Raw genomic sequence first — 24,016 nt, forward strand, 5'->3', positions numbered from 1 at the left:
CCAGTGCCCGTTGTTGTCTGTTCAATCTGGCGACCTGCCATGCTCCGCTTTCTTTTGCGTTTGCGGCTGGTTGACGGCTCGTCTCTTCCAGCTTCAGTGGATGTTAACCGGGATACAGTATCTGCGGCTGCTGAGGAGGAAGGTGACTGCATGGTTTGTTTGGAGGTCCTCCCTGTTTCCAATTGGAGAATCGTTTGGGAATGACAACGATAGAGTACGACCTTGTCAGCCCGGTAAAGTTCCAGGCAACCGGTATCAGAGAAGCCTGACCTGTTTTGTCAGGCAGCCTGGCTGTGGGGTGTGTTACTGGATAGCGCACCGCTGCAGCTACTCCAATACACGTCAACTGCCACAGCCTGAAAACTGACGTATTCATAATTTCTGAAAACATAAGAGATCCAGCAGCTTTCACTGCTAAGAAAAATCACTATCACCACCCTGAAAATTCTGACACCCTGAGCCCTTGAAAATCAATGCCTGAGACCCAAGATTCCTGCATCCCGGAGCAATGGCCGCCCGGGAATGAGCTTATGGAGCATACTGGTCTTTGGTACGCTCAGACTGGTGACGAACTGTGATTATGACCGGCTTCAGGAACTCGCTAACGAGCATGGCACTTTACGAAAGATGCCTGGTCACGGGCCTTACTGCACACACTCTTATCATATTCAGACACTTCAGGATAATATCAGCCTGTTCACGCCGGAGATATTGGACCATGTGAACCTTCTGGTCGTTGTCGCAGGCCATGAACTGGTAAAAAAAGATGAACCGCTATGTTGCCGTGCCGATTCGTTCGTCGGCAAAACCGACATCCACTTCCCCACAGACATCAGTTTACTGAGCGACGCATGCCGTAAAACGGTGGAGTTTGCGGCTGTTCTCGCCCAGCAGTATCGCCTTACCGGATGGCAGCAACTGAGTACTTAAAAAAACAACACAGGAAACGCTATCACACGGCACGTAACCTGAAGCATTCAACGATCGACTGTGAGACCAGGAAGAGCCAGCGGCAGCATGATATTGAGCTGGCTCATCTTGAGTACATAAAATACAGTCTCAGGATTATCCATAAAGCTGAAGACACCCTGCTTGAACTGACCGCGCTGCATGCGGCTGAGCCAAAGCTGGAGGATCTCAAATATTACAGGATCAGTTCGGTTTTACCCTCCATCATCTTGTCATGGAAAAGCAAACAGACGACCAGGTTACTGTTTCCATAGCAAAAGGGGCGAAGAAACGCTTTCCTGCACTGAATCAAGTCAGTTATGACAAAGGATTCTGGAGTCCGGGAAATCTTGAACAGCTCGAAGCTATTTTGGAGCGACCCATTCTGCCCAAAAAAGGCAAGCTCTCAGCAAAGGATAAAGGTGCTACTTTTTACGATCATGCAGGTCATGAGGCTTTTGCACGGATATCGGATTAGAAATTCGACTGCTTTACAAACAAATGTTAAAAATGTAGGCGATACGCTGAGATTGTTGTACAAAATCTATCCGATATCAGCAGCGTGTCAAAACTGACAGCTAGATTAGATGGGTTTTCTGACAGGCACTCGCTAGTTGTTGACGATAATCACGCAGTGCGGACAAAACCGTGAGCCGACAAAGAGATGACGTTCCTTATTCAGGATGCAGCATCGCAAGTAGTGCTTTGATAAATTCCTTTCTCTTGATCTCGAAATCATTAACATGCGCAGTGGTGGATAGCCAGTTGTTCACTCTGAGTTCAAAGTCATTTCGGCAAATATGGTTGGTCAATTTGATTTTAAGATTCTCAGTAAGAGCATGGAGGCGTTGTTGTTCGCGAAATTGTTCGGTCTGACAGTCAGGTTTTACGGGGTTGCCGTCAACGTGCAAAGCGATAAACTGGTCGGCTTTATGCAAGGTAAGCAGGGCGCGCATAAGCAAACCGTAAATACGTTCATCGGCGTTTTGAGGTGAATTAAAAAGAATAGTTCGTGGTATATGAAATACCGCTTCTTTTTGCAACTGCCCGGTCAAAGAATCAAGGTTTTCAGTGAGGTATTCCAGGGTATCGTTCAGTAACCGGATTTCTTCAGCAAACGACAAACACATTACCGGCCTTTCAACGCCGGGAACGTGAATGGCCAATTCTGCGGTATTTCTACGGGCTGCCCTGGCATCAATATTGACCTGAAGCCCCATTGTTTTCACCCCCAAATCACCCTCTTTAAGCTGAATATTGTAGGCGCTTGGCAGTTTAATCGCCCGGCATCCCGGGATAGGTCCGATGGTGACGCTTTTGGGGATTTCTGAGTCCATGTCGCTGTTAAGAGTCTGCATCTTTTTAACGAGTCTTCTGGCCGACTCTTTGCCCGTGCAGATAATGTCAATATCATTGAATGATGAGCAGAGGTTCTGTAAAAAACGGGCGTATGAGCCGGTAATCAGAATTTGGGGATTGCTATAAAGACCATTGATTTCCTGAATAACCTCCAGTGCTTTCAATGTTAATGCATTTAACCGCGTAACCGAACTGACCAAACCTGGCCTGCTTGACCATTGCTTCACCGTTTGCACTACATAGGCGATAGCTGTCTGAGAGGTGAACGTATTGTCTGTTTTATCCCGGCGTTCACTGCCCGAACTGGCGGCGGATACCGCTACCGATGTTGTTCTTCGGCCAGAATTCTCTACACCGGGGGGGACGTGGGGGAGTTGTTCTTTATGGTCATGCCTGGCAGTATTTGCACGATTGGCTGAATGCCTGATGCCATCACCGGGAACGGCGCTTTCCCGTTGAAACAGTAACTCATCCATTATGTTGGCTTCGCAGCTGTAACGTTCAAACCAGCAGCCCAGGGCGTGGCGCAGCTTGCTTCCTTCAGGAAAACTCTGAAGACTCTCCAGAACCTGATACCTGTGGATTTGTCGTCCATTAATAGATTGGCGGGCAATATGGCATTGTGCCAGGAAGAAGAAATGCAGTCGTGAGTTCTGAAATGAGCGCCTCAGTCTTTTGATGGATTGCAATACCTGTTCTGCTGATACTCTCTGATGATTTATTGGCAGCCCATGATGAATAGCCATACATTGCAACATACATTGCAACCGGTGTTGCTCATCGTCTTTGGTCGGCACATGGTTTAAGATTTGCCAGGCTTCTTGCAGTAAGTCCTGCGCGTCGTTGGTTTCATCATAACACTGAGACTGTTTCAGTCTTTGCATCAGATACCTGGCTTTCCTTGAAGAGTGATCCCCGGATGCTTCATTAAATGCTGCTAATACGTCCTTGTTATCCAGATAGTTGCCATTCAATTCTGTTGCATTCAATGCCAGCTTGGAGTAAAAAATCGCTTTTTCGAGCAGCCAGCCACCCCGTTCATAACCCTTAATGACTGCATCCGGTTTGACCTGCTGACCATTCAGCGCCAGGCCCCTCAGGAAACATTCCGCCTTGAAGCGTGCTATCCCCAGTTTTCCTTTCGGGCTCTCCGGGAAATCCTTGACCACCGCCTCCGGTGTGACCTGTTGACCATTCAATGGCAGGCCTTTCAGGCAACATTGCTCCTTAAAACGTGCTATGCCCAGTTTGCCTTGCTGGCTATCCGGGAACTCCTTAACTACCTCATCCGGTGTGACTTGCAGGCCATTTAACAGCAGGCCTTTCAGGCAGCATTCTGCTTTGAAGTGTGCTTTCCCCAGTCTGCCTTCTGAATTATCCGGGAAATCCCTGACCACCATATCCGGTATTATTTGCTGGGCATTCAACGGCAGGCCCTTCAGGCAACATTCCGCTTTGAAGCGTGCTACCGCCACTTTGCCCTCAGGGCTTTCCGGGAAATCCTTAACCACTGCGTCCGATGTCACCAGCTGGCCATTCAATGGCAGCCCCCTCAGACAACATTGCGCTTTAAAGTGCCCCAGCTCCAGTGCTGCTTTGGCTGCCTGATAATCCTCCACCACCTTATCCGGTATGATCTGCTGGCAGTTTAATGGCAGGCCCCTCAGGCAATATTCTGCTTTGAATCGCACTATCCCCAGTCTGCCTTCCGGACTGTCCGGGAAATCCTTTAGCACCGCCTCCGGTGTGACCCGCTGGCCATTCAGCGTCAAGCCTTTCAGGCAACATTCCGCTTTGAAGCGCGCTATCGCCATTCTGGCTTCCGGACTGTCCGGAAAATCCTTTAGCACCGCCTCCGGTGTGACCCGCTTGCCATTCAACGTCAAGCCTTTCAGGCAACATTGTTCCTTAAAGCGCGCCAACTCGATGGTTGCTTTGGCGGCCTGAAAACCCCTGACCACCACATCCGGTGTGACCAGCTGGCCGTTCAACAGCAAACCTCTCAGGCAACATTCCGCTTTGAAACGCACTGGCTCCAGTGTTGCTCTGGCGACCTGATACCCCTTAACCACCGCATCCGGTGCAACCTGCTGGTCATTCAACGAGAGGCCCCGAAGGCAACATTGTTCCTTAAAGCGGGCTATTCCCAGTGTGCCCTCTTGATTATCCGGGTAAGCCTTAATTACTTCGTCCGGTTTGATCAGTCGGCCATTCAACGTCAGGCCCCTGAGACAACATTCTGCCTTGAAGCGCGCAATCCCCAGTTGTCCTTCCGGACTGTTCGGGAAATCATTAACCACCGCACCCGGTGTGACCAGCTGGCCTTTTAACCGCAGGCCTCTCAGGCAGCATTGTTCCTTAAAGCGCGCTATCCCCAGTTTGTCTTTCGGGCTCGTCGCAAAATGCTTAACTACTTCGTCCGGTGTGACCTGCCCACCATTCAAAAGCAGGCCCCTAAGGCAACATTCTGCTTTGAAACGCGCCAGCTCCAGTGTTGCCCTGGTGGCCTGAAAGCCTTTAACTACTTCCTCCGGTGTGACCTTCTGGCCATGCAGCGGCATACTCTTCAGGCAACATTCTTCCTTAAAGCGTAGGATTGCCAGCTGGTATTTTTTATTTTGATACGGCTCCCGGTTGAATTCTTGAATGACCTGATCCGGTGTCACTTTTCTATTGCCATGAAGAATGTTTTGTAAGCAGAGCTTTTGCAGGAAGAAGCCACTACGCAGAGACGATTTATCCATCCCATAGGCTCTCAGTACATCAGCTGATGTGACTTTACGTCCATGTAATGGTTTTTTTTCCCAAAAGGCATCCTCAACAAATTTGCCATCATTCAGTGAGCGAGCTGTGCCTTTAAACGACGGACGGTTTAACACTCTTTTACCGCTAAATGTACTTCCAGAGTGCGGAGAACTCCCGCTTGAAGCAGGTTTTTGGCCAACCTGGCCAGCAGGCTTTGGGTAGGGGGAGGCGGATGTGATTGCTTTCAGAATAAAACCCTGCGCACTTGGAATATAAATACCGCAGTTTGACCTTCAAATGATTATCAGGTTCAAAATTTCAGGATCAAGACTTAAGAGTCCTGATTTTGGAGGAGACGCAGCAGAAGTTAAAAACTGTCGCTTAATAAAATTATGCAAGATGATCGTCGTTCAACTGACTTTTCTTCCACTTCAGTCGAGTATAAAAATCGTCTCTTTCTGCCAACCAGCCGCCACGCTCATAGTCCCTGCCAACCTCATCTGCTGAGACCGCCTGGTGATTCAGTGGCAGGCCGTTCAGGCAGCATTCCGCTTTGAAACGCACCAGCGGCAGTGTTGCTTTAGCTGCCTGATAATCCTTAACCACCTCATCCCGCGTGATCCTGTGGCCTAACACCCGCGGGATCCTCAGGCAACATGCCGCTTTGAAGTGCGCCATCTCAAGTTTGCCTCCCGGGCTATCCGGAAAAGCTCTAAGCACATCTTCCTGTGTGATCAGTTGGCCTTTCCACGGCAGGCGCCTCAGGCAACACTGTCCTAAGAAGCGCGCTATCTCCAGTTTGCCTCCCGGACTATGCCGGAAAGCCTGAACCACTACTTTGGGTAAGATCGGATTGCCCAATGGCAGGCGTCTAAAGCAACATTCCCGCTTAAAGAACGCCATCTCCAGTTTGCCTTTCGGAGTATCCGGGAAAGTCTCAAGCACAGCTTTCGGTGTGACCTGCATGCCATGCAGCGGCAGTCCCATCAGGTAACATTGTGCTTTGAAGATGGCCATCTCAAGTTTGCCTTCCGGACTATCCGGGAAAGCCTCGACCACAGCTTCCGGTGAAACCTGCTGGCCATGCAGCAGCAGTTCCCTCAGGCAACATTGTGCTTTGAAGATCGCCATCTCAAGTCTGCCTTTCGGAGTATCCGGGAAAGCTTCGACCACAGCTTCCGTTGAGACATTCTGGCCATGCAACGGCATTTTCCTCAGGCAACATTGCGCTTTGAAGAACGATAACCTCTCTTTGCCTTCCGGGCTATCCGGGAACGCCTCTACCACAGCTTCCGTTGAGACCTTCTGGTTATTCAACGGTATGCCCCTGATGCAACAATTCGCTTTGAAGCGCGCTATCCCCAGTCTGCTTTCCGGACTGTCCGGGAAAGCATTAACCACTTCATCCGGTGTGAGCTGAAGGTCATTCCATAGCAGCCCCCTCAGGTAACATTCCGCTTTTTTGTCCGCTCTTTCAAAAAGCAACAATGCCATGCTTTTATCGCTGACCAACATTTTTTTAATGACATAATCTGATCGAAGGCATGACACATGACGTGTATGGGTCGCACTGAAATGAACAAAATCAAAAAAAGACAGATTACTGGCAATGAGTTCCAGTAGTTCATCAGGAAGTTTGTTCAAATAACAGTTATCAGGTTGGCGATGTACTTTTTTTACGGTTCTGATACCAAAAAGCGCGAATGGAATTAATGAGTCAGGGGTTTGGGGATCAAGAATAAACGACATTACTCGGGGTGACACAGCAGTGGCTGGAAACATAATATAGGTCCTTGTACACCTTTTTTTCTATGAGCCCGGGGTCTGAAAAAAGTTCCGCGTGCGGCAATGACCTGCCTGATTCGAGTAAAAAATCATTTTGCTGGCCGGGTGTACTTACAGTAATTCAGGCCATGGCCAGCACCAACAATATACTTAAAATATGGCTATCCGGACTCAGGAATTCGTCAGGGGAGCCCTGATAAACATTACTGGTCGTTTATATATCAGGGCTGCTGTAGCTGCTGTAAATGTTGCGCAGGCCCTGAAACGTTTCAAGGCAGGGCTGGATCAAGCTGGTTGTGGATGGTTCGGATAAATAACCTGGCATCAGTAAGCTCAAGATCAGCAAGGGACAATGCCAGGTGGTTTTTGCTGCCATCGGTTATCAATCGCAGGCCGTCAAAGTTCAGCTCACCAAGTGAGCTTGGGATCCGCAGCCGAATCAGGCCATTGTGACTGAATTCAATCGTTGACAAATCAGGGTTGAATTCAAGTGTGTCAGCGGAGCCTGCTATCAGGAGGGGCTTGAGCAGTGTTTCCAGCGTGCTATCAATCGGCTCGGCATGTTCTTTCGCAAGCAGTGGGTAAGCCGGAGTGAGCAGAGCCATTGACAGGGAGGCGGATAAACGAAGCTGGCTCTGGCTGGAAAGTGCCCTGCGTAGTTGCCATCGTGACAGTATGCGCTGTTCAATCAGGTACTCTCCAAGCAGCTGGTCATGGCTTGCTGACCGGTGAATGGCGGCATCAAGCTGCTCTGGTGAGATATATCCTTTTTTTATCAGGATCTGGCCCAGCCTTGAGTTGTGATAAACTGCCTGCCGTTTTTGTTCTTCCATCATTAAGGTCCATGATCTTGCCGGGGCATTGCTTTCAATATCGGCCAACGGGATAATGGTTTGATCATTGCGGATGGTCGAAAGCGGTTGGTTAAACCAGTGCGAAAATCGTTTTCGTCAACTATTCTCGTCATGGCTCGTTGATAACGAGCCATGAATGTTTTCTTCAACAGGCTCATTCATGTCAAAAAATACGGTGGATACTGAGAGCTTTGCCTTTGAGCAGTCTTTGGCCGAGCTGGAGACATTGGTCCAGAAAATGGAGTCCGGCGATTTGAGCCTGGAAGAATCCCTGAAAGCCTTTGAGCAGGGCATTAAACTGACCCGTGGCTGCCAGAAAGCATTGACCGATGCTGAGCAGAAAGTTCAACAGTTGCTTGCGCAAAATGGTGAACTGACCACAGAGCCATTTGCTGCTGACGGTGCAGAGCCTTCAGCAGATAGAGGACTGTGAAGATGGCAAGCCCTGTGCCGCTTTCAAAGTTTATCGAGCAGTGTCGTTTACAGGTGGATCAAACGCTCTCTGAAGTCCTGCCTGATGACAGTAAGGTCAGCCCCCTGCTGCTGGAAGCGATGCGATACAGTGTCTTTAATGGTGGCAAAAGAGTGCGGCCAACGCTGGTTTATGCTGCCTGCCATGCTTTTGGTGGGGATGTTAAGCAGGCCAACCCTGCTGCCTGCGCTGTTGAATTAATCCATGCCTACTCACTGGTTCATGATGATTTGCCGGCAATGGATGATGATGACCTGCGCAGGGGCAAGCCAACCTGTCACAAGGCATACGATGAGGCAACTGCGATTCTGGTGGGAGACGCGCTGCAGAGTCAGGCCTTTGAGGTGTTGGGCAATGCCCGTTTATGTCCTGATTCAACCCTGACCGACAGTGTTCGATTGCAGCTGGTGACGATCCTCAGCCAGGCGTCGGGACTGGCTGGCATGGCGGGTGGTCAGGCGATGGACCAGTGTGCCGCCGGGACGGTGCTGAACCAGCAGCAGCTTGAGTTGATGCATACCCATAAAACCGGTGCTCTGATTCGGGCCAGTGTCCGTATGGGAGCATTGTGCGCCAGGCCGTTGCAGGGCGAGGAGTTGCAGTTACTGGATCATTATGCAAGAGCCATCGGCCTTGCCTTCCAGGTTCGGGACGATATTCTGGACGTGATTGCTGATACGGAGACGCTGGGCAAGCTTCAGGGAGCGGATATGGCTCTGGACAAACCTACTTATGTTTCCCTGATGGGGCTGGAGGCAGCGAAAGCTTATGCCAAAGAGCTTCACCATACTGCCATCAGCGCCCTTTCCGGATTCGACCATTGTGCTGATTTTCTTCGCCAGATTGCCGACTACATCATTCGAAGAAGCTATTAATGTTGTTGGTGGCTTCAGGAATCCAACCTATCTGATTTGTCAATTCTACGGGCTAGGCGGCACAACAAGATTGTGCGATGCTATTCCAGTCAGGTTGGGTGTACAATGCCAGCCAGCGGATCATCCCAGACGTTATTACGAGCACATGTTTCACGAGATACCCAAGACACTGCCTGATACTCCTTTGCTGGACCAGGTAAATAATCCGGAACAACTTCGCGCACTTGAAGAATCCCGTCTGCCACAACTGGCCCGGGAGCTGCGGGAGTTTTTATTGTATTCCGTTGGGCAGACAGGGGGGCATTTTGGTGCTGGGCTTGGTGTAGTGGAGCTGACCATTGCGCTTCACTATATGCTTAATACTCCGGAAGACCGTTTGGTCTGGGATGTGGGTCACCAGGCTTATCCGCATAAAATTCTGACGGGGCGCAGGGATAGAATGTCATCCCTGAGGCAAAAGGATGGCCTCGCCGCTTTCCCGAAAAGAGACGAAAGTGAGTTCGATACGTTTGGTGTCGGGCATTCCAGTACGTCGATCAGTGCGGCGCTGGGCATGGCCATTGCCGCCAGGGCTAAGGGTGAAAAGAGACGCGCTGTTGCGGTGATTGGCGATGGCTCCATGACGGCGGGTATGGCCTATGAAGCCATGAATCACGCAGCGGATGTAAAGGCCAATATGCTGGTGATTCTTAATGATAACGATATGTCCATTTCCAGAAGTGTTGGCGGGCTCGCCAACTATCTGGCCAAAATACTTGCCAGCCGGACTTACCACCATATTCGTGAAGGCAGTAAAAAGGTTCTGAATGTTATCCCCCGTGCCTGGGAGCTGGCAAGACGAACCGAAGAACACGTCAAGGGAATGGTGGTTCCCGGAACGTTGTTTGAAGAGATGGGTTTCAACTATATCGGTCCTATTGATGGTCATGACCTGCCGATGCTGGTTCATACCCTGAGGAATATGAGAGACCTGGAAGGCCCTCAGTTTTTGCATGTGGTGACTCAGAAGGGGAAAGGGTTTAATCCGGCCGAGCAGGATCCGATTGGTTACCATGCCATTACCAAGCTGGAGCCACAGGCAACAGAGAATCCGAAGACGGTTGCCCCCAGGCAACCCAAATACGCCAATGTTTTTGGACAGTGGTTGTATGATATGGCCGCTGCGGATGAACGGTTGATGGGTATTACGCCGGCAATGAAAGAAGGTTCTGACCTGATTCGTTTTGCGGATCACTTTCCGGAGCGTTATTTTGATGCGGCGATTGCCGAGCAGCACTGTGTCACACTGGCGGCCGGCATGGCCTGTGAGGGCCTCAAGCCGGTTGTTGCTATCTACTCGACATTCCTGCAGCGTGCTTATGATCAGCTGATTCATGATGTCGCTGTGCAGAAGCTGGATGTGCTGTTTGCCATTGACCGTGCCGGCATGGTTGGGGAAGATGGCCCAACCCATGGTGGCTGCTACGACATTGCCTATCTGCGTTGTATCCCCGATATGCTGGTGATGACGCCGGGCGATGAAAATGAAACCCGACAGCTGCTGTCTACTGGTTTTCTTTATAATGGGCCGGCATCCGTTCGTTATCCCCGGGGAACAGGGCCTGGTGCGGAGATTTGTCCTGATCTTGAACCTTTGCCTGTTGGTAAAGGTGAAATTCGTCGTAAAGGAAGCCGGGTAGCGCTGCTGGTGTTTGGCACCTTGCTGGGGAGTGCCCTGGCAGCTGCTGAGTCGCTGGATGCAACGGTTGCCAATATGCGGTTTGTGAAACCTCTGGATGAAGTGCTGGTCAAAGAGCTTGCTGCTAACCATGAGTTGTTGGTGACCCTGGAAGAAGGGTGTATTGCCGGTGGTGCAGGCTCAGGCGTTATGGAATATCTGCAGAAGCAGGAAATGACTGTGCCGGTGCTGAACCTTGGTATTCCTGATACCTACATTGAAGCGGCGAGCCATAAGGAACAGTTGGCTCAGTGCGGGCTGGATCAGGAGGGTATTATTCGTTCGGTTCGTGACAGGATGGAGCGGATAGAGCGGAAGTCCTTTCATCTTGGCAAAACGGCTACTCCGGCTTAGGGAGTTTGCCCTGAGCACCGGTCCTTCACACGACAACGTCGAGATGATAAAAAAGGGAGCCAGCTGGCTCCCTTTTTGATGTTATTGGATTTGTTCAGGCCATGTTGTACATGTGCCCCAGCTTCCACACTTTGGTGGCCAGATAACGCTCGTTGTGAGGGTTTTGACCGGTCTGGTGCGGGATCCTTTCGGCAACCTGAATGCCAAGGTTGGTAAGGGATTCAACTTTGCGTGGATTGTTGGTCATCAGTTTCAGGCTGGAAACGCCAAGATGATCAAGCATGGTTTTGCACATGTCATACTTGCGCATATCCGGTTCAAAACCCAGTTCTTCATTTGCCTGAACCGTATCCATGCCACTGTCCTGAAGGTGATAGGCGCGAACCTTGTTCAGCAGACCAATGCCACGGCCTTCCTGGCGGAGATAAAGCAATACTCCCCGGCCTTCTTCAGCAATGCGCTCCAGGGCCGCCTGAAGTTGTGGGCCGCAGTCGCAGCGCATGCTGAACAGAGCATCACCAGTCAGACATTCTGAGTGAACCCTGGTAAGTACCGGTCCCCCCTGACTGACATCCCCCATGGTTAATGCCAAATGCTCCTTGCCCGTACCAATGTCTTCGAACCCATACATGATGAATTCGCCATAGGGCGTGGGTAAGCGAGACTCTGCAACAAAACTAACAGACACTCACTGCTCCTTATGTAGTTCGTGACCGGATTGTATCAGTCTGTGAGGCGTCAGGCGAGTATGGTAATAAGGCAGAAAAATAGAGAGAACTACCGGCTGACCCGGAACAATGGGTTAGTAATTTGCCTCAATCTGCATGACTCCGCGATGCTCTGACAGTTTGACGTGTTTCAGAAAGCTCATGCCTAATAATACGATGTCAGGGTGGGAGCCTTCGATAACGGTTGCTTCTACGTGATTTACCCGAATGTTGCCCAGAAGCACGCTCGATAAATTTACCTGATAACCATCAACAAGATCGCTGGCGGTTGCTACTTTAATTGGGGTTCCTGCCTGATAATCGATGCCCAGACGTTTGGCGTCCAGTGAGTTGATGGCCAGAACATTAGCACCAGTGTCCACCAGAACATCAATGGCACGGTCATTAATCCGTCCACGGGTGATGTATTGTCCCCGGTTATTTCGGGATATTTTGATCATTGCTTTCTCAGGCTGTTGAATGCCACCGTTCATATCCCGGCTGATCCGGTAGGTCATTGCCTTGCCATTGACTTCCAGGGTGGCGCTGGTACTGGTCGCTTTCAGCAGTTTTATGCCTGCCACCGATTTTCCATCTGTAGCCAGTAAATGCCGCTGACCGTCGATGATAACCAGTGCTTTATTGGAAAACAGACCAACAACGTTGATATTGCTGGCATGGCTGTGGGTGCTTATGGCCAGGGCCAGAAGAAAGGTTGACAGTCTCATTATGTATTCTTATTTCTTATTTCTTATACTTACTGTTTTTGATGATATCAGAGGCTTAAGCCAGATTAACAATCCCTATGTGAGAACTTTCTTCAGATAGACATAATGAATGGCCTGCAGGCACAAAAATGCAAAGACGCCTGCCACCAGGTCATCAACCATAATGCCAATACCGCCGTGAACTTTTTTATCCAGCCAGCTGATCGGCCATGGCTTCCAGATATCAAACAGCCTGAACAGGACAAAGCCCAGAAGAATCCAGGGCCATCCTGCCGGGGCAGCAATCATGGTTATCCAGAAGCCGCAGAATTCATCCCAGACGATCGCTGGATGGTCATGCACCCCCAGATCTTTTGCGGTCCGCCCGCAGAGCCAGAAACCCAACACTGAAGCGACAACTATAACCCCGAGGTATGTCCAGAGACTTAATCCCTGCAGAAGCAGGTAAAAAAACACAGCGGCAACGGTGCCGAAGGTCCCGGGCGCTTTAGGAGTCAGCCCACTGCCGCAGCCAAAGGCGAGAAAGTGAACAGGATTTTTCCAGCAGGTTTCTCTTGGTGCTATGCCTTGTCTGGTAGAGAGCGTCATGGGCTTTATATTCTTTCAGAAATCAAAAATGAGTGTAGGCTTTTTTGCTGAGCAGGTTGCCCTGTGGGTCTCTGATTATTCCAGACTCATCATTAATCTGGCCAATACAGGTAATGCGACAGCCATCTGAGAGTTTCGCTGGCAGCGTCTGAGCCAGGTGGCGGGGAATCGTGAAGCAGAGTTCGTAATCGTCACCACCGGTCAGGGCCAGTGTGAGTGCGGTATCCTGGTCATGGCACCGGCCAAGGGCCGCAGACCTGGGGACCAGTTCAGGCTCGATTTCTGCGCCTACGTTGCTGGCTTTGAGGATATGGCCAAGATCACCCAGCAGCCCATCGGAAATATCCAGGGCCGAGGTAGCGCCTGCCTGGCGCAGCCATTGTCCGGCGAATAGACGGGGTGAGGGGTACCAATAGCGATGTAACAGGTATTTCAGGCTTTCATCACCACAGGTTTCCGGTGTCTCGCCGCTCAGTACAGAAGGCAGCGCCCCGGCGGCATCACCCAGGGTGCCGGTAATACAGATAAGATCACCGGGCCGGGCACCGCTGCGTAACAGGGCCTGTCCTTTGGGGATCAGCCCCTGGACCTGTAGCGTGAGGGTCAGCGGTCCTTTCGTGGTATCTCCGCCAATCAGCGGGATTTTAAATCGCTGGGCAAGCTGGGCAAGACCTTCAGAGAACTCTTTCAGCCAGAGTTCGGAAACCCTGGGCAGGGTCAGGCCGAGGGTAAAACTGTGCGGTTCTGCCCCCATGGCCGCAAGATCACTGAGGTTGACGGCCAGGGCACGGTAACCAAGGGCGAAAGGATCACATTCACCGGGGAAGTGAACCCCTTCCACCAGGGTGTCCAGTGACTGGGCAAGCTGCATATCCGGGGGTATGTCAAAGAGCGCACAGTCATCTCCAATGCCAAGAATGCTGCTGGTATATTGCCCTTGAATCTGTGCAATCTCAGGGCGAGCAAAATAGCGTTTGATCAGCTCGAATTCACCCATTACACCAGTGGCCATAAATCCCCGTTAAATGGTCAAGTCGTCTTCTGTGCCTGACATCCGTCATGGCGTAAGCAGCTTATAATTAATCAGCCTATTTTTTCCGGTAGGCTTGCACTTCCTCAGAACGCAGGCGTGGTGCCAGCTTGTCGAGGATGCCATTAATATAGCGATGGGAGTCCTGGGCACCAAAGCGCTTGACCAGTTCAATGGCTTCATTGATCACTACCCGGTAAGGAACATCCTTCCGGTTGATCAGTTCAAAGCAGCCAATGCGCAGGGCGGACAGCTCCACCGGGTCAAGCTGGCTCAATGGACGGTCCAGTACGGCGGTCATCGCTTCATCAAGTTGGTTGGCCTGATTGGGAACACCATGAATGATGGCACTGAAATAGCCGGCATCCACTTTGCTGAAATCATTGTCAGTGCGGAATTGCGCTTCAATCTGGTTCAGTGGTGATTTGGCAATTTGCCACTGATACAGTGCCTGAAGGGCCAGCTGTCGTGCTCTTCTGCGAGCCGACGGGTTAAGCCGGTCTGCGCTCTTCTTTTGAACGGGGTTGCCTTGTGGGTTATTCATTGGCGAGGTGCTCACCTCAAGCCTCCAGATTCTATAAAAGGGATATCATTTGAAAGGCGTGGGCCTTTCCACCCTTGCTGCCAGATTTTGTCGGCCACCGGGTTTGTTACCGTCAGAGCATCAAGGGGAAGCACTTCATCTTCCAGATTAACCTGAGACGGCTTTTAAACACATTCGTTAGCAACGCAATCAAAATGCGGTGTTCCACCAGAAGGTGAACCAACCAAATAGTAATAGCAAAGGCAACTTTTGTTTTAAATACAGATGAACGATATCCGATCAGTTTACATGATCGGGTAACGTTCATTGTGATTTTTTTTACGCTATTGAGGGGCTATTTCCACCGGATGAGTTACTCACCAAATGGCAGATACTCCACAACTTCCAGGTCAAACCCGGAAAGAGCCGCAAAGCGGATGGGCGAGCTTAACAGGCGCATCTTGCCAACGCCCAGGTCCCGCAAAATCTGTGAGCCGGTGCCAATGGCCTGGTACGCTCTGGACATTCCATCGGATGACGAACGCTCATTGGCATCAATAAAGCGCTCCAGGGCCATTCCCAGGTCCTGGTGGCTGCCGGAATCCAGCAGTACAACAACCCCGCTGCCTTCTTCGGCGACCCTGGCCATGGCTTTATGCAGAGACCAGCTGGTGCGGGTAGTATCATTGTGGGCTGCCAGAAGGTCGCGGAACGGTTCCATGGCATGAACACGAACCACGGTTGGTGAATCCGGCGTAATATAACCTTTGCTGAGCGCCAGGTGTTTGCAGTCGCTGATGCTGTCCTGGTAAACCGAAAGATCAAACTGGCCAAAGTCGGTATTAATGACCCGTTGCTCAACCTTTTCTACGGTTTTTTCATGGATAATCCGGTAGTGGATCAGGTCGGCAATAGTACCGATTTTCAGGTCATGCTTTTCTGCAAACGCTTCCAGGTCAGGGCGACGGGCCATTGAGCCATCTTCATTCATGATCTCAATAATGGCGGCTGCCGGTGTCAGCCCTGCCAGACGGGCAAGGTCACAACCGGCTTCTGTGTGGCCAGCGCGGCTCAATACCCCGCCGGGTCTGGCACGAAGTGGAAAAATATGACCTGGCTGGACAATGTCGGCCGGGCGTGAAAGTGGGTCAACTGCCGTTAAAATGGTTCTGGCCCGGTCCTGAGCGGAAATACCCGTGGTCACCCCTTCTGCCGCTTCAATGGATACGGTGAATGGTGTGCCATAGCCAGACTGGTTGTCCGAAGCCCCCACCATTGGCGGAAGGCCAAGGAAATCACAACGATCGCCGGTCAGTGTCAGGCACAGCAGCCCCCTGGCCTCACGGGTCATAAAGTTAACAATTTCCGGGGTGATTTTCTCCGCAGCGATGATCAGGTCACCTTCGTTCTCACGGTCTTCATCATCCATCAGTATGACCGGCTTACCGACGCGAATGTCCTCTAGAAGTTCTTCGATGGAGTTCAGCTGCATAATGTCCCTCTGATACCCGGTGGTTTCCGGTACGATTTCTTATCAGCTATAAGCGAAAAAATGTGTGGCGGCTATTTTACTCTTTTCGTCAGGGGTTAAAAGCGGTTTATGGGGAATCTGTGCTTTGTTGTGATTTGCCTGTAATGTTTTAGGTTAAGCATACTGTTGCTGTTTATCTGGCTGGTCACTATTCAATGGAATGATAAAGGGACTAATTATAATGTTTGGAAATGCATCGGATGTATTAAAGTCTTCTGCTGACGTTCTTGAAAATTGGAACAGTGCAGGTAACCTCAGCCGCTGGCGATCCCTGGATATGCAAAAGGTGAATACGTCAGATGGACGGCTGGTTTATAAGCTGGAGGTCAAGGAAGGTTTTTTTTCTTATCTGGTCAATCATGTCAAATGTTTCCTCCTCGCATCCCATTACAGGAAAACCATGGAGGAAGCGCTCCAGGCACCCACCATAGAGAAAAGCATAAAGGAGCGTTATGTTGCAGGGGTTAACAAGGGGGGGGCCCTTTGTGAGTCACATACCATATCAGGAATCATTGCCAGCAATCGAGGGTGGCCAGAATGCAAATCGTCAGACAACCGTAACTGATGAGAATGATCCCGCTTTGGCCCGGGCGTTAGCGCTCAGCAGAAAGTCGCAGCAACGGGATGAGCAAATGCGTAGTGCCAGAGAGCGGGCAGATGTGGCAAAGGCCATTCAGCGTAGCCTGGACTCAGACACTTCAAAGATTACTGAAAGTGATCCCGCTATGACGCAGGGGCTCGCTTCAAGTAAAGAGTCGGACGCCGTTCGACGAGCAAAAGCTATCCGGAACGAGCGAAAGGCGGCAGCCATATTAGAGAAATACCACCGGAAGTTTGTTAAGACGGTTCGCGATGGTGATTGTTTTTATGATGGTATGTCCAAAATCAGACGTGATGCCAGCATCACGGGATTAAGAAAAAAATCCTACGATGAGGGAAAAAGGTGCCTGGATGGCAATGGTAAGCTTCAATTTCACCCGGTACTCACTTCTTTATTTCAAAAACAAATTGAAATGTTAAAGGAGCCTCGTAATTATGCCGAACAGATTGATCTTCGTCTGATGGCGTGTACTCAAAATTGCAGGATCATTGTTTGCGATCTTGATGAAACGGTAATCAACGTTCTTGGCCCTGAAGGTGAGCTTGAAGAGTACCCAAAAAAAACATTGTCTGAAGTCATGGGGCAACATCCTGAGGCAGAATTATTTGTGTTCGATGGCAAAGATAAGCACTACATGACAGCCAGGAAAAAGTAGTACTTAACGCGTCAGAATAGAAAAAACCGAAAGTACAGCAACAATTGTCTACTAACGAGATCCTCACTCGTTGGAGCGTGCTATTCTCAGGCCCGCAACGGACCGGAAAATTTATCAGGCTTGGGCAGTATTTCTAATTGGGTGGTTAAGCTTTCCAGGATATTTTCTATCTGGCCTGAATCAAGACGTGCGTTTAAAAGGTCTGAGATGATTTTCTCCTGCTCATTACTAAGTTCTTGTTTCAATCTTTTCAAACTTTTATTAGGGCCTTCTCTACAAATTCTTATTTCATAGTGATAGCAATCAGAGCAATGTTTGTGTCCGGGCGGGACTCCCACACAGTCGTGACCCATCATGTCGAGCAGGGATAGCAAAAGCTCACCTATTTTTTGCTGTTGTCTGCGATTCCAAATGAGGGTGTCATCAGAATTATTCGGTCGGCCGAAATCAGAAATTTTCAGCCTGTTCTCTCGGGCAACATAGAGGACATTTTTCTTGCCAATATCTGCACTGATAATCCTGCCTTTTTGCAGTATGTGAAGATACCCTCTTAATAATTCGGCTATAAAAAAGTTCAGCTGTTTGCTATTCAACTTTGTTTTGTCTTGCCCCCATAAAACAATGAGTTGATATACGTTGCAGTCTGCCAGCTCCATAGCAATGGTAGAACTATCCAGAGAGTAGTCCAACATAGTTACAATATTTACATGTGGGTTTAATGCTTTGAAAGCATTGATTTCAAGTTCACCGTAATGGCTGGTTTTTTTCAGTGCGACATATTTGTTTTCTGTATTTCCTGTTATTTTTTCAGCAAGAAACACTTTCGAGAAACAACCTTCACCAATCTGGTGTTTTTTTATATATCTTCCAGACATGAGCACTACAGTTTCATTGCTTTCGTCAAAATGTGCTTGTGGTGGATGTTGATAAGTTGATTCAGATGGATTAACAGATTGCATTTACTAACCTCAATTTTCGGTTAAGTTATCGTTAATGGGAGTAAGTAGTTCTTCCTTTGCTTTCACATAAATCACTAACCGTTATATTAGTAATAACAATACCTTGTTTCTTCCAATAAAATGGAACATTTTTAAGCAGAAAATCCCCATCTTTGGTTGGGAGCAGCTTATCAAGACAATGGTCGCGCTGTGATTTTCCAGTCATTACCTATTGCCCGGATATCTTTGATAACCAGCTCTTTTTTTTCAGACATGCTTTGCAGTGGTAAGTTCAGTAGGGGTCTTGCTGCTGAGCCCATCAGAACCGGAGCCATGAATACCACCAGTTCATCAATCAGGTTTTCAGCCATCATACTGCCAGCCAGTTGAGCGCCGGTTTCCAGTAGTACCTCGTTGCACTCCCTGCGTCCCAGTTCTGCTAGTAGTGCCGGGAGGTTTACTCTGCCAGCCGTTTGGTCTTCGGGATTATCTAAAACCAGCACTTCTGCGCCCGCCTGCTCCAGCCGTGCTTTTTTCTCGGGGCAGCATGGTGAGGTGGTAACGATCAGGCAATGCCCGGGGCCTGAAATAACTTTGGCATCAACGGGCGTTTGCAGTGTGGAGTCCAGGACCACCCGCAGAGGCTGACGTTTGCAGATCGCTTCTGCATTGGCCAAACCCAGTTCATTGGGGCGAACCGTCAGTGACGAGTTGTCATGAAGAATCGAGCCTACCCCCGTGATAATGGCACAACTCTGTGCCCTGAGTTTTTGTACTTCACTGCGTGCCTTGGGGCCGGTAATCCATTGGGATTCACCGCTGGCCATGGCGGTTCTGCCATCCAGGCTCATGGCCAGTTTTGCTCTGACCAGCGGCATGCCCGTCGACATGCGCTTGAAAAAACCTTCATTCAGGGCCCGGGCTTCATCGGCAAGAACACCGGATTGGATTTCTATCCCCGCTTCCTGAAGCAGGGCCATGCCTTTACCGGATACGGCCGGGTTGTCATCCTTTATTGCCGCAACCACCCGTGCGACACCGGCAGCCTTGAGGGCTTCTGCACAGGGGGGGGTTCTGCCAAAATGGCTGCAAGGCTCCAGGGTTACATAGGCTGTGGCACCTTTGGCCTTTGTGCCAGCCATGCGTAGTGCATGCACTTCGGCGTGAGGCTCTCCTGCCTTTTCGTGCCAGCCTTCTCCAATAATATGACCGTTGACGTCTACAATTAAACAGCCAACTCTCGGGTTGGGCATGGTTGTATACCAACCTGAGCGAGCCAGCTTGATAGCCTTGGCCATAAAGCCTCTGTCTATGGCTTCTTGGGTCATTGGAACCTCGGTAATTACTTTTTCTTATCGATAACAATATGGCTGAAGGAGCCATCCGCATTGATTTTGAAAGCTTTGCCAAAACCAACGGTATACTGGCCATTTTCAGGCGTCAGGGCAAAGAGGTGAAAGTCCGGCAGATTGCGCAAGACTTCCACCGTATTGCCAAATTTTTCCTGAATCAGGTCCAGCCAGTGGTCACAGCGTTCGGTGCCTCTTGCCAGCTCATGGGCCTGACAGTGGAAAAAGGCGCGCTCCCGGGCAAACAGGTTTTTGGTTTCTGACTCAGGGGCTGCAAACAGGATTGAGCACACAGGGTTAACCAGCAGATTGGGAGTGTGGTGAGCCAGCTCGCTGACGAATATATAAAAAGTACCGTCTTTTCCCCGCAGGTAGGGAGTGTAGCTGATTTCCGGTCTCCCTTGTGGAGAAAGCGTGGAAAGCGTTAACGTTTGATGGCTGTTCACCAGCTTCTCGCAGCGTTCAGCGATTGCCACAAGTTCTTCACCTTCTATAACTGCTACTTTCTTGCTCATGACTACCTTGGATGAGAATCAGCATCATTAGCGGAGTAATATAACCTATTGCGAACTTCATTGTCTCTTCGCATAGATAGAGCGCCCAAAGGAGTAGGATAATGGCATCATTGATGCCGGATTATTGATTCAAACAGGTTTTTTCGTTGGGACGTCACTAACCGATGTGTCCCAGTAGGCTACTGTCTCCTTTCTCTGATTGGTTGCTACAACGAACTCTGGCGATTTGACCAGTTCGGGTAAATACTTTTTATGAAAAATTCCATGATAGAGGAAAAGGCCTTGGTCTATAAGGTTTGTATATTTGTAATCTGACCCGTATTCATAATCATTATTTCCAAGGTTTTATGAATTAAATTTAATGGATTTGGAGTTAATCCATGTTCAGGAATCAGAACTTAGGACATTCGTAAGTTTAAAAAGTTCAGTTTTAAAGTATCTGTGCTTCCCGAATCATCACAGAGAGGGTTTTCACAATGACCATGGCCATAAACAGCCTTGGAACCCAATGCATCTCCCGAACGTCTTGCATAAACTGTCTGATCATTATTGCACCTGTAACTTTCACGAAATGGTCTGGGGGGCAGGTTATCGTTTTTTCCTTAAAAAATAAAAGCCGGATTGCTGTTTTTCCTGCCCTGCTTGCTGTTTGTGGGTAGTCCGATAGACTACGAAGGATTTTTGCAGCCGATTAAAGTGCCAGAGGGAGTGTGACGTGACCAGAGTTGCCGTTGTGGGTGCCGCCGGAAGAATGGGGCGAATGCTTGTAGAAGCCGTTGCCGCTGATCAGCAGTGCCAGCTGGGAGCAGCAATTATCAAGCCTGGCGACAGTCTGTTGGGGGTGGATGCAGGAGACCTGACAGGGGTTGGCTCACTGGGTGTGCCATTAACAGATAGCCTGGTGGCAGCTGTTAATGACTTTGATGTTTTGATTGATTTTACCACCCCGGAATTGACCATGCAGAATGTCGCCCTGTGCCAGCAGTATGGTAAAGGCATTGTGATTGGCACCACTGGCTTAAGCAATGGTCAGAAGGCAGAACTCGCCAAAGCGGCAGAAGATACCGCCATCGTTTTTGCGCCTAATATGAGTATCGGGGTCAATCTGGTGTTCAAGCTGCTGGAGATGGCTGCCAGGGTACTGGGTGATGATGCAGATATTGAAGTTATTGAGGCGCACCATCGTCATAAGGTGGACTCACCCTCCGGAACGGCACTGAAAATGGGTGAAGTGGTGGCAGATACCCTGGGGCGTGATCTGCAAAAGTGCGCTGTTTACGGTCGCGAAGGGTATACCGGGCCAAGAGATCGGGAAACCATTGGTTTTGCCACTGTTCGAGCCGGCGATGTGATTGGTGACCATACGGTGCTGTTTGCCTGTGAAGGTGAGCGCGTGGAGGTAACCCATAAAGCCAGCAGCCGGTTGATCTATGCCCGGGGCTCATTGCGGGCGGTTCGATTTATTGCTGATAAAAAGTCCGGCCTGTTCGATATGCAGGATGTTTTGGGTCTGAAAACTTAAATCACTGCCCGGTGTGCTGATAATGCGGAAAATGGGTGAAAAAGGAGGTTGATAGTGATGATAGTATCCGGCGTTGTTACCCCTCAGGGGTGGGGGGATTGGTTGGCGAATGAGAGTCTTGATGGCATTAAAGATTTCTCGAGGGCAACTAAGGGACAGAAAAAAATGCTTCCGGGCAGTAATACAGCTTGCGACAGAACTGCCCGCAGCCTTTGTTCCCGTCATATTGCGCCTTATAATGGCACTGTTCCAGCGGGAAGCATGGGTAAATCGATGAAAAGGCCGTTGCCTGCAAGCACGGACCTTGAAGTGGTGCCTCAGAAATTAGCAAGAAATGAGCTATCCACTTTTAGTAAAAACAACCCGCCCGGGTCTGCAAATAACCACAGGGAGAGCCGTAACTCTGATTTATTCAGGATACGCTTTCAGCATCGGATGGAGAGAATCATCAAAAAAAACAGATTAGAGCTATTGATCGAAACACAGAAAAAAAAGAGTGAGCTGAAAAGCAAAGAAAACAAGGCGAAGAGAGTTTTGGAAAATCTAGGTTTCTGCAGACGCAGTCTGGGTAATTTAATGCATCCTATGGAGTATGCATTCAAGGTACTTGTACACGATGAATCTTCAAGAAAACTGATTAAATTGGAAATAGAGATTCAACAACTGACATTTGAACTTAAGCAGGAGGAGTTGCAGAAGAAGTTTAGAGCGCGTGTGTATAATCAGGCGATCCGGGAGATGTCCAATCGTGCAGAGTTGGCCGGAGGAGCTGGAAGAGCGGTTGAAGAATATATGAATAAACAAGACTGGGTTGAGTTGCTGCCTCTTGATGCTCTGAGTCAAAATCACCTGGCGACCAAAAAAAGTAGTGGAAAAGTTAATTGATTTATAGTCTAATACCACAAATTTGCCTTGAATTTATGGTGTGCGCGGCAGGGTGCAAGATCAAAAGCGAGATGGTTTTTTAAAACATCTCGCTTTTTTTGGGTCTTCAAACTGGAGGACTTTAAGCATCATAGCGTTCGGGCATAAGGCGCTCAGGTTCAAGTTCGGGAGGATCCTTTGACTAAGACGGCTGTTTTAGCTCTGGAAGATGGCAGTATTTTCCGGGGAATTGCCATCGGTATTGATGGTGAGACCAGTGGTGAGGTGGTTTTTAACACGGCAATGACCGGTTATCAGGAAATTCTCACCGACCCTTCCTATTCCCGCCAAATCGTTACGCTCACCTATCCCCATATTGGTAATACCGGTATTACTCCGGAAGATGAAGAATCCCCACAGATCCAGGCTGCCGGTCTGATCATCAAGGACCTGCCACTGCTGGCCAGCAACTGGCGCAGCAAAATGTCTCTGGATGACTATCTGAAATCCCGCAATATTGTCGCCATCGCTGGTATTGATACCCGCCGCCTGACTCGAATTCTCCGGGAAAAAGGTGCGCAGAATGGCTGTATCCTGGCGGGTGACGCTCTGACCGGAAAAGCTGCTGAAGCCAAAGCACTGGCCAGGGCTCGTGAATTTCCGGGCCTGAAAGGGATGGACCTGGCAAAAGAAGTCACCACTGACCAGCCTTACACTTGGACAGAAGGTGTCTGGAATCTGGAGACCGACAGCCATGCCAACGTGACGGACCTGCCGTTTCACGTCGTGGCTTACGATTTTGGTGTTAAAAGAAACATTCTGCGCATGCTGGCTCAGCGAGGCTGTCGCCTTACCATTGTGCCAGCCAAAACACCGGCCGAAGAAGTTCTGGCCCTGAATCCAGATGGTATTTTCCTCTCAAATGGCCCTGGTGATCCCGAGCCCTGTGATTACGCCATCGCCGCCATTAAGGAAATTCTGGCAACTTCTCTGCCGGTGTTTGGTATCTGTCTGGGGCATCAGCTGCTGGCTCTGGCCAGTGGTGCCAGGACCGAGAAGATGAAGTTTGGTCACCATGGCGGCAATCACCCGGTTCAGGATCTCAAGACCGGTCAGGTCATGATCACCAGCCAGAACCACGGTTTCGCCGTAGCGGAAGATTCGTTGCCAGAGCACCTGCAGGCAACCCATAAGTCACTGTTTGATGGCAGCCTCCAGGGTATTGAGCGGACTGATCGTCCTGCTTTCAGCTTCCAGGGGCACCCTGAAGCAAGCCCGGGCCCACACGATGTGGCCGGGCTGTTTGACCGTTTTGTTGAGATGCTGAAGGCAGCAAAGTAACCAACCCCGTTTTGA

22 protein-coding genes and 1 pseudogene are annotated in these 24,016 nt (G+C 49.8%); 10 read left to right on the forward strand and 13 right to left on the reverse strand.

The features are described from left to right. Positions 1-522: 522 nt before the first annotated feature. Positions 523-930 (forward strand): hypothetical protein, encoded by a 408-nt coding sequence (locus tag J7439_RS10855; protein WP_209201835.1) that lies wholly within the window; start codon positions 523-525, stop codon positions 928-930. Positions 931-977: 47 nt separating this feature from the next. On the opposite strand, the gene J7439_RS26485 is transcribed toward J7439_RS10855, so the two are convergent. Further along, a complete protein-coding gene (locus tag J7439_RS26485; protein WP_286198299.1) occupies positions 978-1,112 on the reverse strand; it encodes a hypothetical protein in 135 nt (44 codons plus the stop codon). 29 nt (positions 1,113-1,141) lie between these two features. On the opposite strand from J7439_RS26485, the pseudogene J7439_RS10860 reads away from it, so the two are divergent. Beyond that, a pseudogene (locus J7439_RS10860) lies at positions 1,142-1,357 on the forward strand (ISNCY family transposase); the annotation flags it as partial. Between the two features lie 265 nt (positions 1,358-1,622). On the opposite strand, the gene J7439_RS10865 reads toward J7439_RS10860, so the two are convergent. The 3 genes from J7439_RS10865 to J7439_RS10875 form a co-directional block, all read right to left on the reverse strand. Then, positions 1,623-5,186 (reverse strand): hypothetical protein, encoded by a 3,564-nt coding sequence (locus J7439_RS10865; protein ID WP_209201837.1) that lies wholly within the window; start codon positions 5,184-5,186, stop codon positions 1,623-1,625. A 256-nt stretch (positions 5,187-5,442) separates the two neighbouring features. Continuing rightward, positions 5,443-6,834, reverse strand: a complete 1,392-nt coding sequence (locus J7439_RS10870) for a hypothetical protein (RefSeq protein ID WP_209201838.1) — start codon at positions 6,832-6,834, stop codon at positions 5,443-5,445. Between the two features lie 272 nt (positions 6,835-7,106). Beyond that, positions 7,107-7,718: a cyclic di-GMP-binding domain-containing protein, MshE-related gene (locus tag J7439_RS10875; protein WP_209201839.1), complete on the reverse strand. Its 612-nt coding sequence runs from the start codon at positions 7,716-7,718 to the stop codon at positions 7,107-7,109. A gap of 133 nt (positions 7,719-7,851) precedes the next feature. Between J7439_RS10875 and J7439_RS10880 the strand changes: the two genes are divergently transcribed. From J7439_RS10880 to dxs, 3 genes are all read left to right on the forward strand, one after another. Continuing rightward, complete coding sequence (locus tag J7439_RS10880; RefSeq protein WP_209201840.1) at positions 7,852-8,124, forward strand: exodeoxyribonuclease VII small subunit; 273 nt, start codon at positions 7,852-7,854, stop codon at positions 8,122-8,124. Positions 8,125-8,126: 2 nt separating this feature from the next. Further along, on the forward strand, positions 8,127-9,038 hold the full coding sequence (locus J7439_RS10885) for a polyprenyl synthetase family protein (protein ID WP_209201841.1): 912 nt from the start codon (positions 8,127-8,129) through the stop codon (positions 9,036-9,038). Between the two features lie 145 nt (positions 9,039-9,183). Beyond that, positions 9,184-11,109, forward strand: coding sequence for a 1-deoxy-D-xylulose-5-phosphate synthase (gene dxs / locus J7439_RS10890; RefSeq protein WP_353623047.1), 1,926 nt, complete (start codon positions 9,184-9,186; stop codon positions 11,107-11,109). Positions 11,110-11,203: 94 nt separating this feature from the next. Here dxs and ribA read toward each other — a convergent pair whose 3' ends face one another. From ribA to ribBA, 6 genes are all read right to left on the reverse strand, one after another. Beyond that, positions 11,204-11,797, reverse strand: a complete 594-nt coding sequence (gene ribA, locus J7439_RS10895) for a GTP cyclohydrolase II (RefSeq protein WP_209201843.1) — start codon at positions 11,795-11,797, stop codon at positions 11,204-11,206. Between the two features lie 114 nt (positions 11,798-11,911). After that, a complete protein-coding gene (locus tag J7439_RS10900; protein WP_209201844.1) occupies positions 11,912-12,544 on the reverse strand; it encodes a retropepsin-like aspartic protease family protein in 633 nt (210 codons plus the stop codon). A gap of 75 nt (positions 12,545-12,619) precedes the next feature. Beyond that, positions 12,620-13,132, reverse strand: coding sequence for a phosphatidylglycerophosphatase A family protein (locus J7439_RS10905; RefSeq protein WP_209201845.1), 513 nt, complete (start codon positions 13,130-13,132; stop codon positions 12,620-12,622). Between the two features lie 22 nt (positions 13,133-13,154). After that, positions 13,155-14,129, reverse strand: coding sequence for a thiamine-phosphate kinase (gene thiL, locus J7439_RS10910; protein WP_209276902.1), 975 nt, complete (start codon positions 14,127-14,129; stop codon positions 13,155-13,157). 91 nt (positions 14,130-14,220) lie between these two features. Next, positions 14,221-14,706: a transcription antitermination factor NusB gene (gene nusB, locus J7439_RS10915; RefSeq protein ID WP_209201847.1), complete on the reverse strand. Its 486-nt coding sequence runs from the start codon at positions 14,704-14,706 to the stop codon at positions 14,221-14,223. A gap of 352 nt (positions 14,707-15,058) precedes the next feature. Continuing rightward, on the reverse strand, positions 15,059-16,177 hold the full coding sequence (gene ribBA, locus J7439_RS10920; protein WP_286198300.1) for a bifunctional 3,4-dihydroxy-2-butanone-4-phosphate synthase/GTP cyclohydrolase II: 1,119 nt from the start codon (positions 16,175-16,177) through the stop codon (positions 15,059-15,061). A gap of 220 nt (positions 16,178-16,397) precedes the next feature. Between ribBA and J7439_RS10925 the strand changes: the two genes are divergently transcribed. Both J7439_RS10925 and J7439_RS10930 read left to right on the forward strand, forming a co-directional pair. After that, positions 16,398-16,781, forward strand: coding sequence for a hypothetical protein (locus J7439_RS10925; RefSeq protein WP_209201848.1), 384 nt, complete (start codon positions 16,398-16,400; stop codon positions 16,779-16,781). 94 nt (positions 16,782-16,875) lie between these two features. Next, positions 16,876-17,472, forward strand: coding sequence for an OTU domain-containing protein (locus tag J7439_RS10930; RefSeq protein WP_209201849.1), 597 nt, complete (start codon positions 16,876-16,878; stop codon positions 17,470-17,472). A gap of 86 nt (positions 17,473-17,558) precedes the next feature. Here J7439_RS10930 and J7439_RS10935 read toward each other — a convergent pair whose 3' ends face one another. From J7439_RS10935 to J7439_RS10945, 3 genes are all read right to left on the reverse strand, one after another. Then, positions 17,559-18,431, reverse strand: coding sequence for a protein kinase domain-containing protein (locus J7439_RS10935; protein ID WP_209201850.1), 873 nt, complete (start codon positions 18,429-18,431; stop codon positions 17,559-17,561). A gap of 170 nt (positions 18,432-18,601) precedes the next feature. Continuing rightward, positions 18,602-19,738, reverse strand: coding sequence for a bifunctional diaminohydroxyphosphoribosylaminopyrimidine deaminase/5-amino-6-(5-phosphoribosylamino)uracil reductase RibD (gene ribD, locus J7439_RS10940; RefSeq protein ID WP_209201851.1), 1,137 nt, complete (start codon positions 19,736-19,738; stop codon positions 18,602-18,604). A 14-nt stretch (positions 19,739-19,752) separates the two neighbouring features. Next, complete coding sequence (locus J7439_RS10945; RefSeq protein WP_209201852.1) at positions 19,753-20,274, reverse strand: HugZ family pyridoxamine 5'-phosphate oxidase; 522 nt, start codon at positions 20,272-20,274, stop codon at positions 19,753-19,755. 715 nt (positions 20,275-20,989) lie between these two features. Here J7439_RS10945 and dapB point away from each other — a divergent pair. The 3 genes from dapB to carA all read left to right on the forward strand — a co-directional run bounded on the left by dapB (position 20,990) and on the right by carA (position 24,001). Continuing rightward, positions 20,990-21,796: a 4-hydroxy-tetrahydrodipicolinate reductase gene (dapB, locus tag J7439_RS10950; RefSeq protein ID WP_353623044.1), complete on the forward strand. Its 807-nt coding sequence runs from the start codon at positions 20,990-20,992 to the stop codon at positions 21,794-21,796. A 54-nt stretch (positions 21,797-21,850) separates the two neighbouring features. Further along, positions 21,851-22,681 (forward strand): hypothetical protein, encoded by an 831-nt coding sequence (locus tag J7439_RS10955; RefSeq protein WP_209201853.1) that lies wholly within the window; start codon positions 21,851-21,853, stop codon positions 22,679-22,681. Between the two features lie 177 nt (positions 22,682-22,858). Further along, positions 22,859-24,001, forward strand: a complete 1,143-nt coding sequence (carA, locus tag J7439_RS10960) for a glutamine-hydrolyzing carbamoyl-phosphate synthase small subunit (protein ID WP_209201854.1) — start codon at positions 22,859-22,861, stop codon at positions 23,999-24,001. Positions 24,002-24,016: the final 15 nt, after the last annotated feature.

It is taken from the genome of Salinisphaera sp. G21_0 (assembly GCF_017744115.1).
GTDB lineage: Bacteria > Pseudomonadota > Gammaproteobacteria > Pseudomonadales > Endozoicomonadaceae > Endozoicomonas.

Excerpts from the sequence above, each read along its gene's own strand:
- thiL (WP_209276902.1), bottom strand. The coding sequence starts at position 14,129 with ATGGGTGAATTCGAGCTGATCAAACGCTATTTTGCTCGCCCTGAGATT.
- J7439_RS10870 (WP_209201838.1), bottom strand. The coding sequence starts at position 6,834 with ATGTTTCCAGCCACTGCTGTGTCACCCCGAGTAATGTCGTTTATTCTT.
- J7439_RS26485 (WP_286198299.1), bottom strand. The coding sequence starts at position 1,112 with ATGCAGCGCGGTCAGTTCAAGCAGGGTGTCTTCAGCTTTATGGATAAT.
- J7439_RS10945 (WP_209201852.1), bottom strand. The coding sequence starts at position 20,274 with ATGAGCAAGAAAGTAGCAGTTATAGAAGGTGAAGAACTTGTGGCAATC.
- J7439_RS10900 (WP_209201844.1), bottom strand. The coding sequence starts at position 12,544 with ATGAGACTGTCAACCTTTCTTCTGGCCCTGGCCATAAGCACCCACAGC.
- J7439_RS10855 (WP_209201835.1), top strand. The coding sequence starts at position 523 with ATGAGCTTATGGAGCATACTGGTCTTTGGTACGCTCAGACTGGTGACG.
- ribBA (WP_286198300.1), bottom strand. The coding sequence starts at position 16,177 with ATGCAGCTGAACTCCATCGAAGAACTTCTAGAGGACATTCGCGTCGGT.
- ribD (WP_209201851.1), bottom strand. The coding sequence starts at position 19,738 with ATGACCCAAGAAGCCATAGACAGAGGCTTTATGGCCAAGGCTATCAAG.
- J7439_RS10925 (WP_209201848.1), top strand. The coding sequence starts at position 16,398 with ATGTTTGGAAATGCATCGGATGTATTAAAGTCTTCTGCTGACGTTCTT.
- J7439_RS10880 (WP_209201840.1), top strand. The coding sequence starts at position 7,852 with ATGTCAAAAAATACGGTGGATACTGAGAGCTTTGCCTTTGAGCAGTCT.
- J7439_RS10885 (WP_209201841.1), top strand. The coding sequence starts at position 8,127 with ATGGCAAGCCCTGTGCCGCTTTCAAAGTTTATCGAGCAGTGTCGTTTA.
- J7439_RS10935 (WP_209201850.1), bottom strand. The coding sequence starts at position 18,431 with ATGCAATCTGTTAATCCATCTGAATCAACTTATCAACATCCACCACAA.
- nusB (WP_209201847.1), bottom strand. The coding sequence starts at position 14,706 with ATGAATAACCCACAAGGCAACCCCGTTCAAAAGAAGAGCGCAGACCGG.
- dxs (WP_353623047.1), top strand. The coding sequence starts at position 9,184 with ATGTTTCACGAGATACCCAAGACACTGCCTGATACTCCTTTGCTGGAC.
- J7439_RS10905 (WP_209201845.1), bottom strand. The coding sequence starts at position 13,132 with ATGACGCTCTCTACCAGACAAGGCATAGCACCAAGAGAAACCTGCTGG.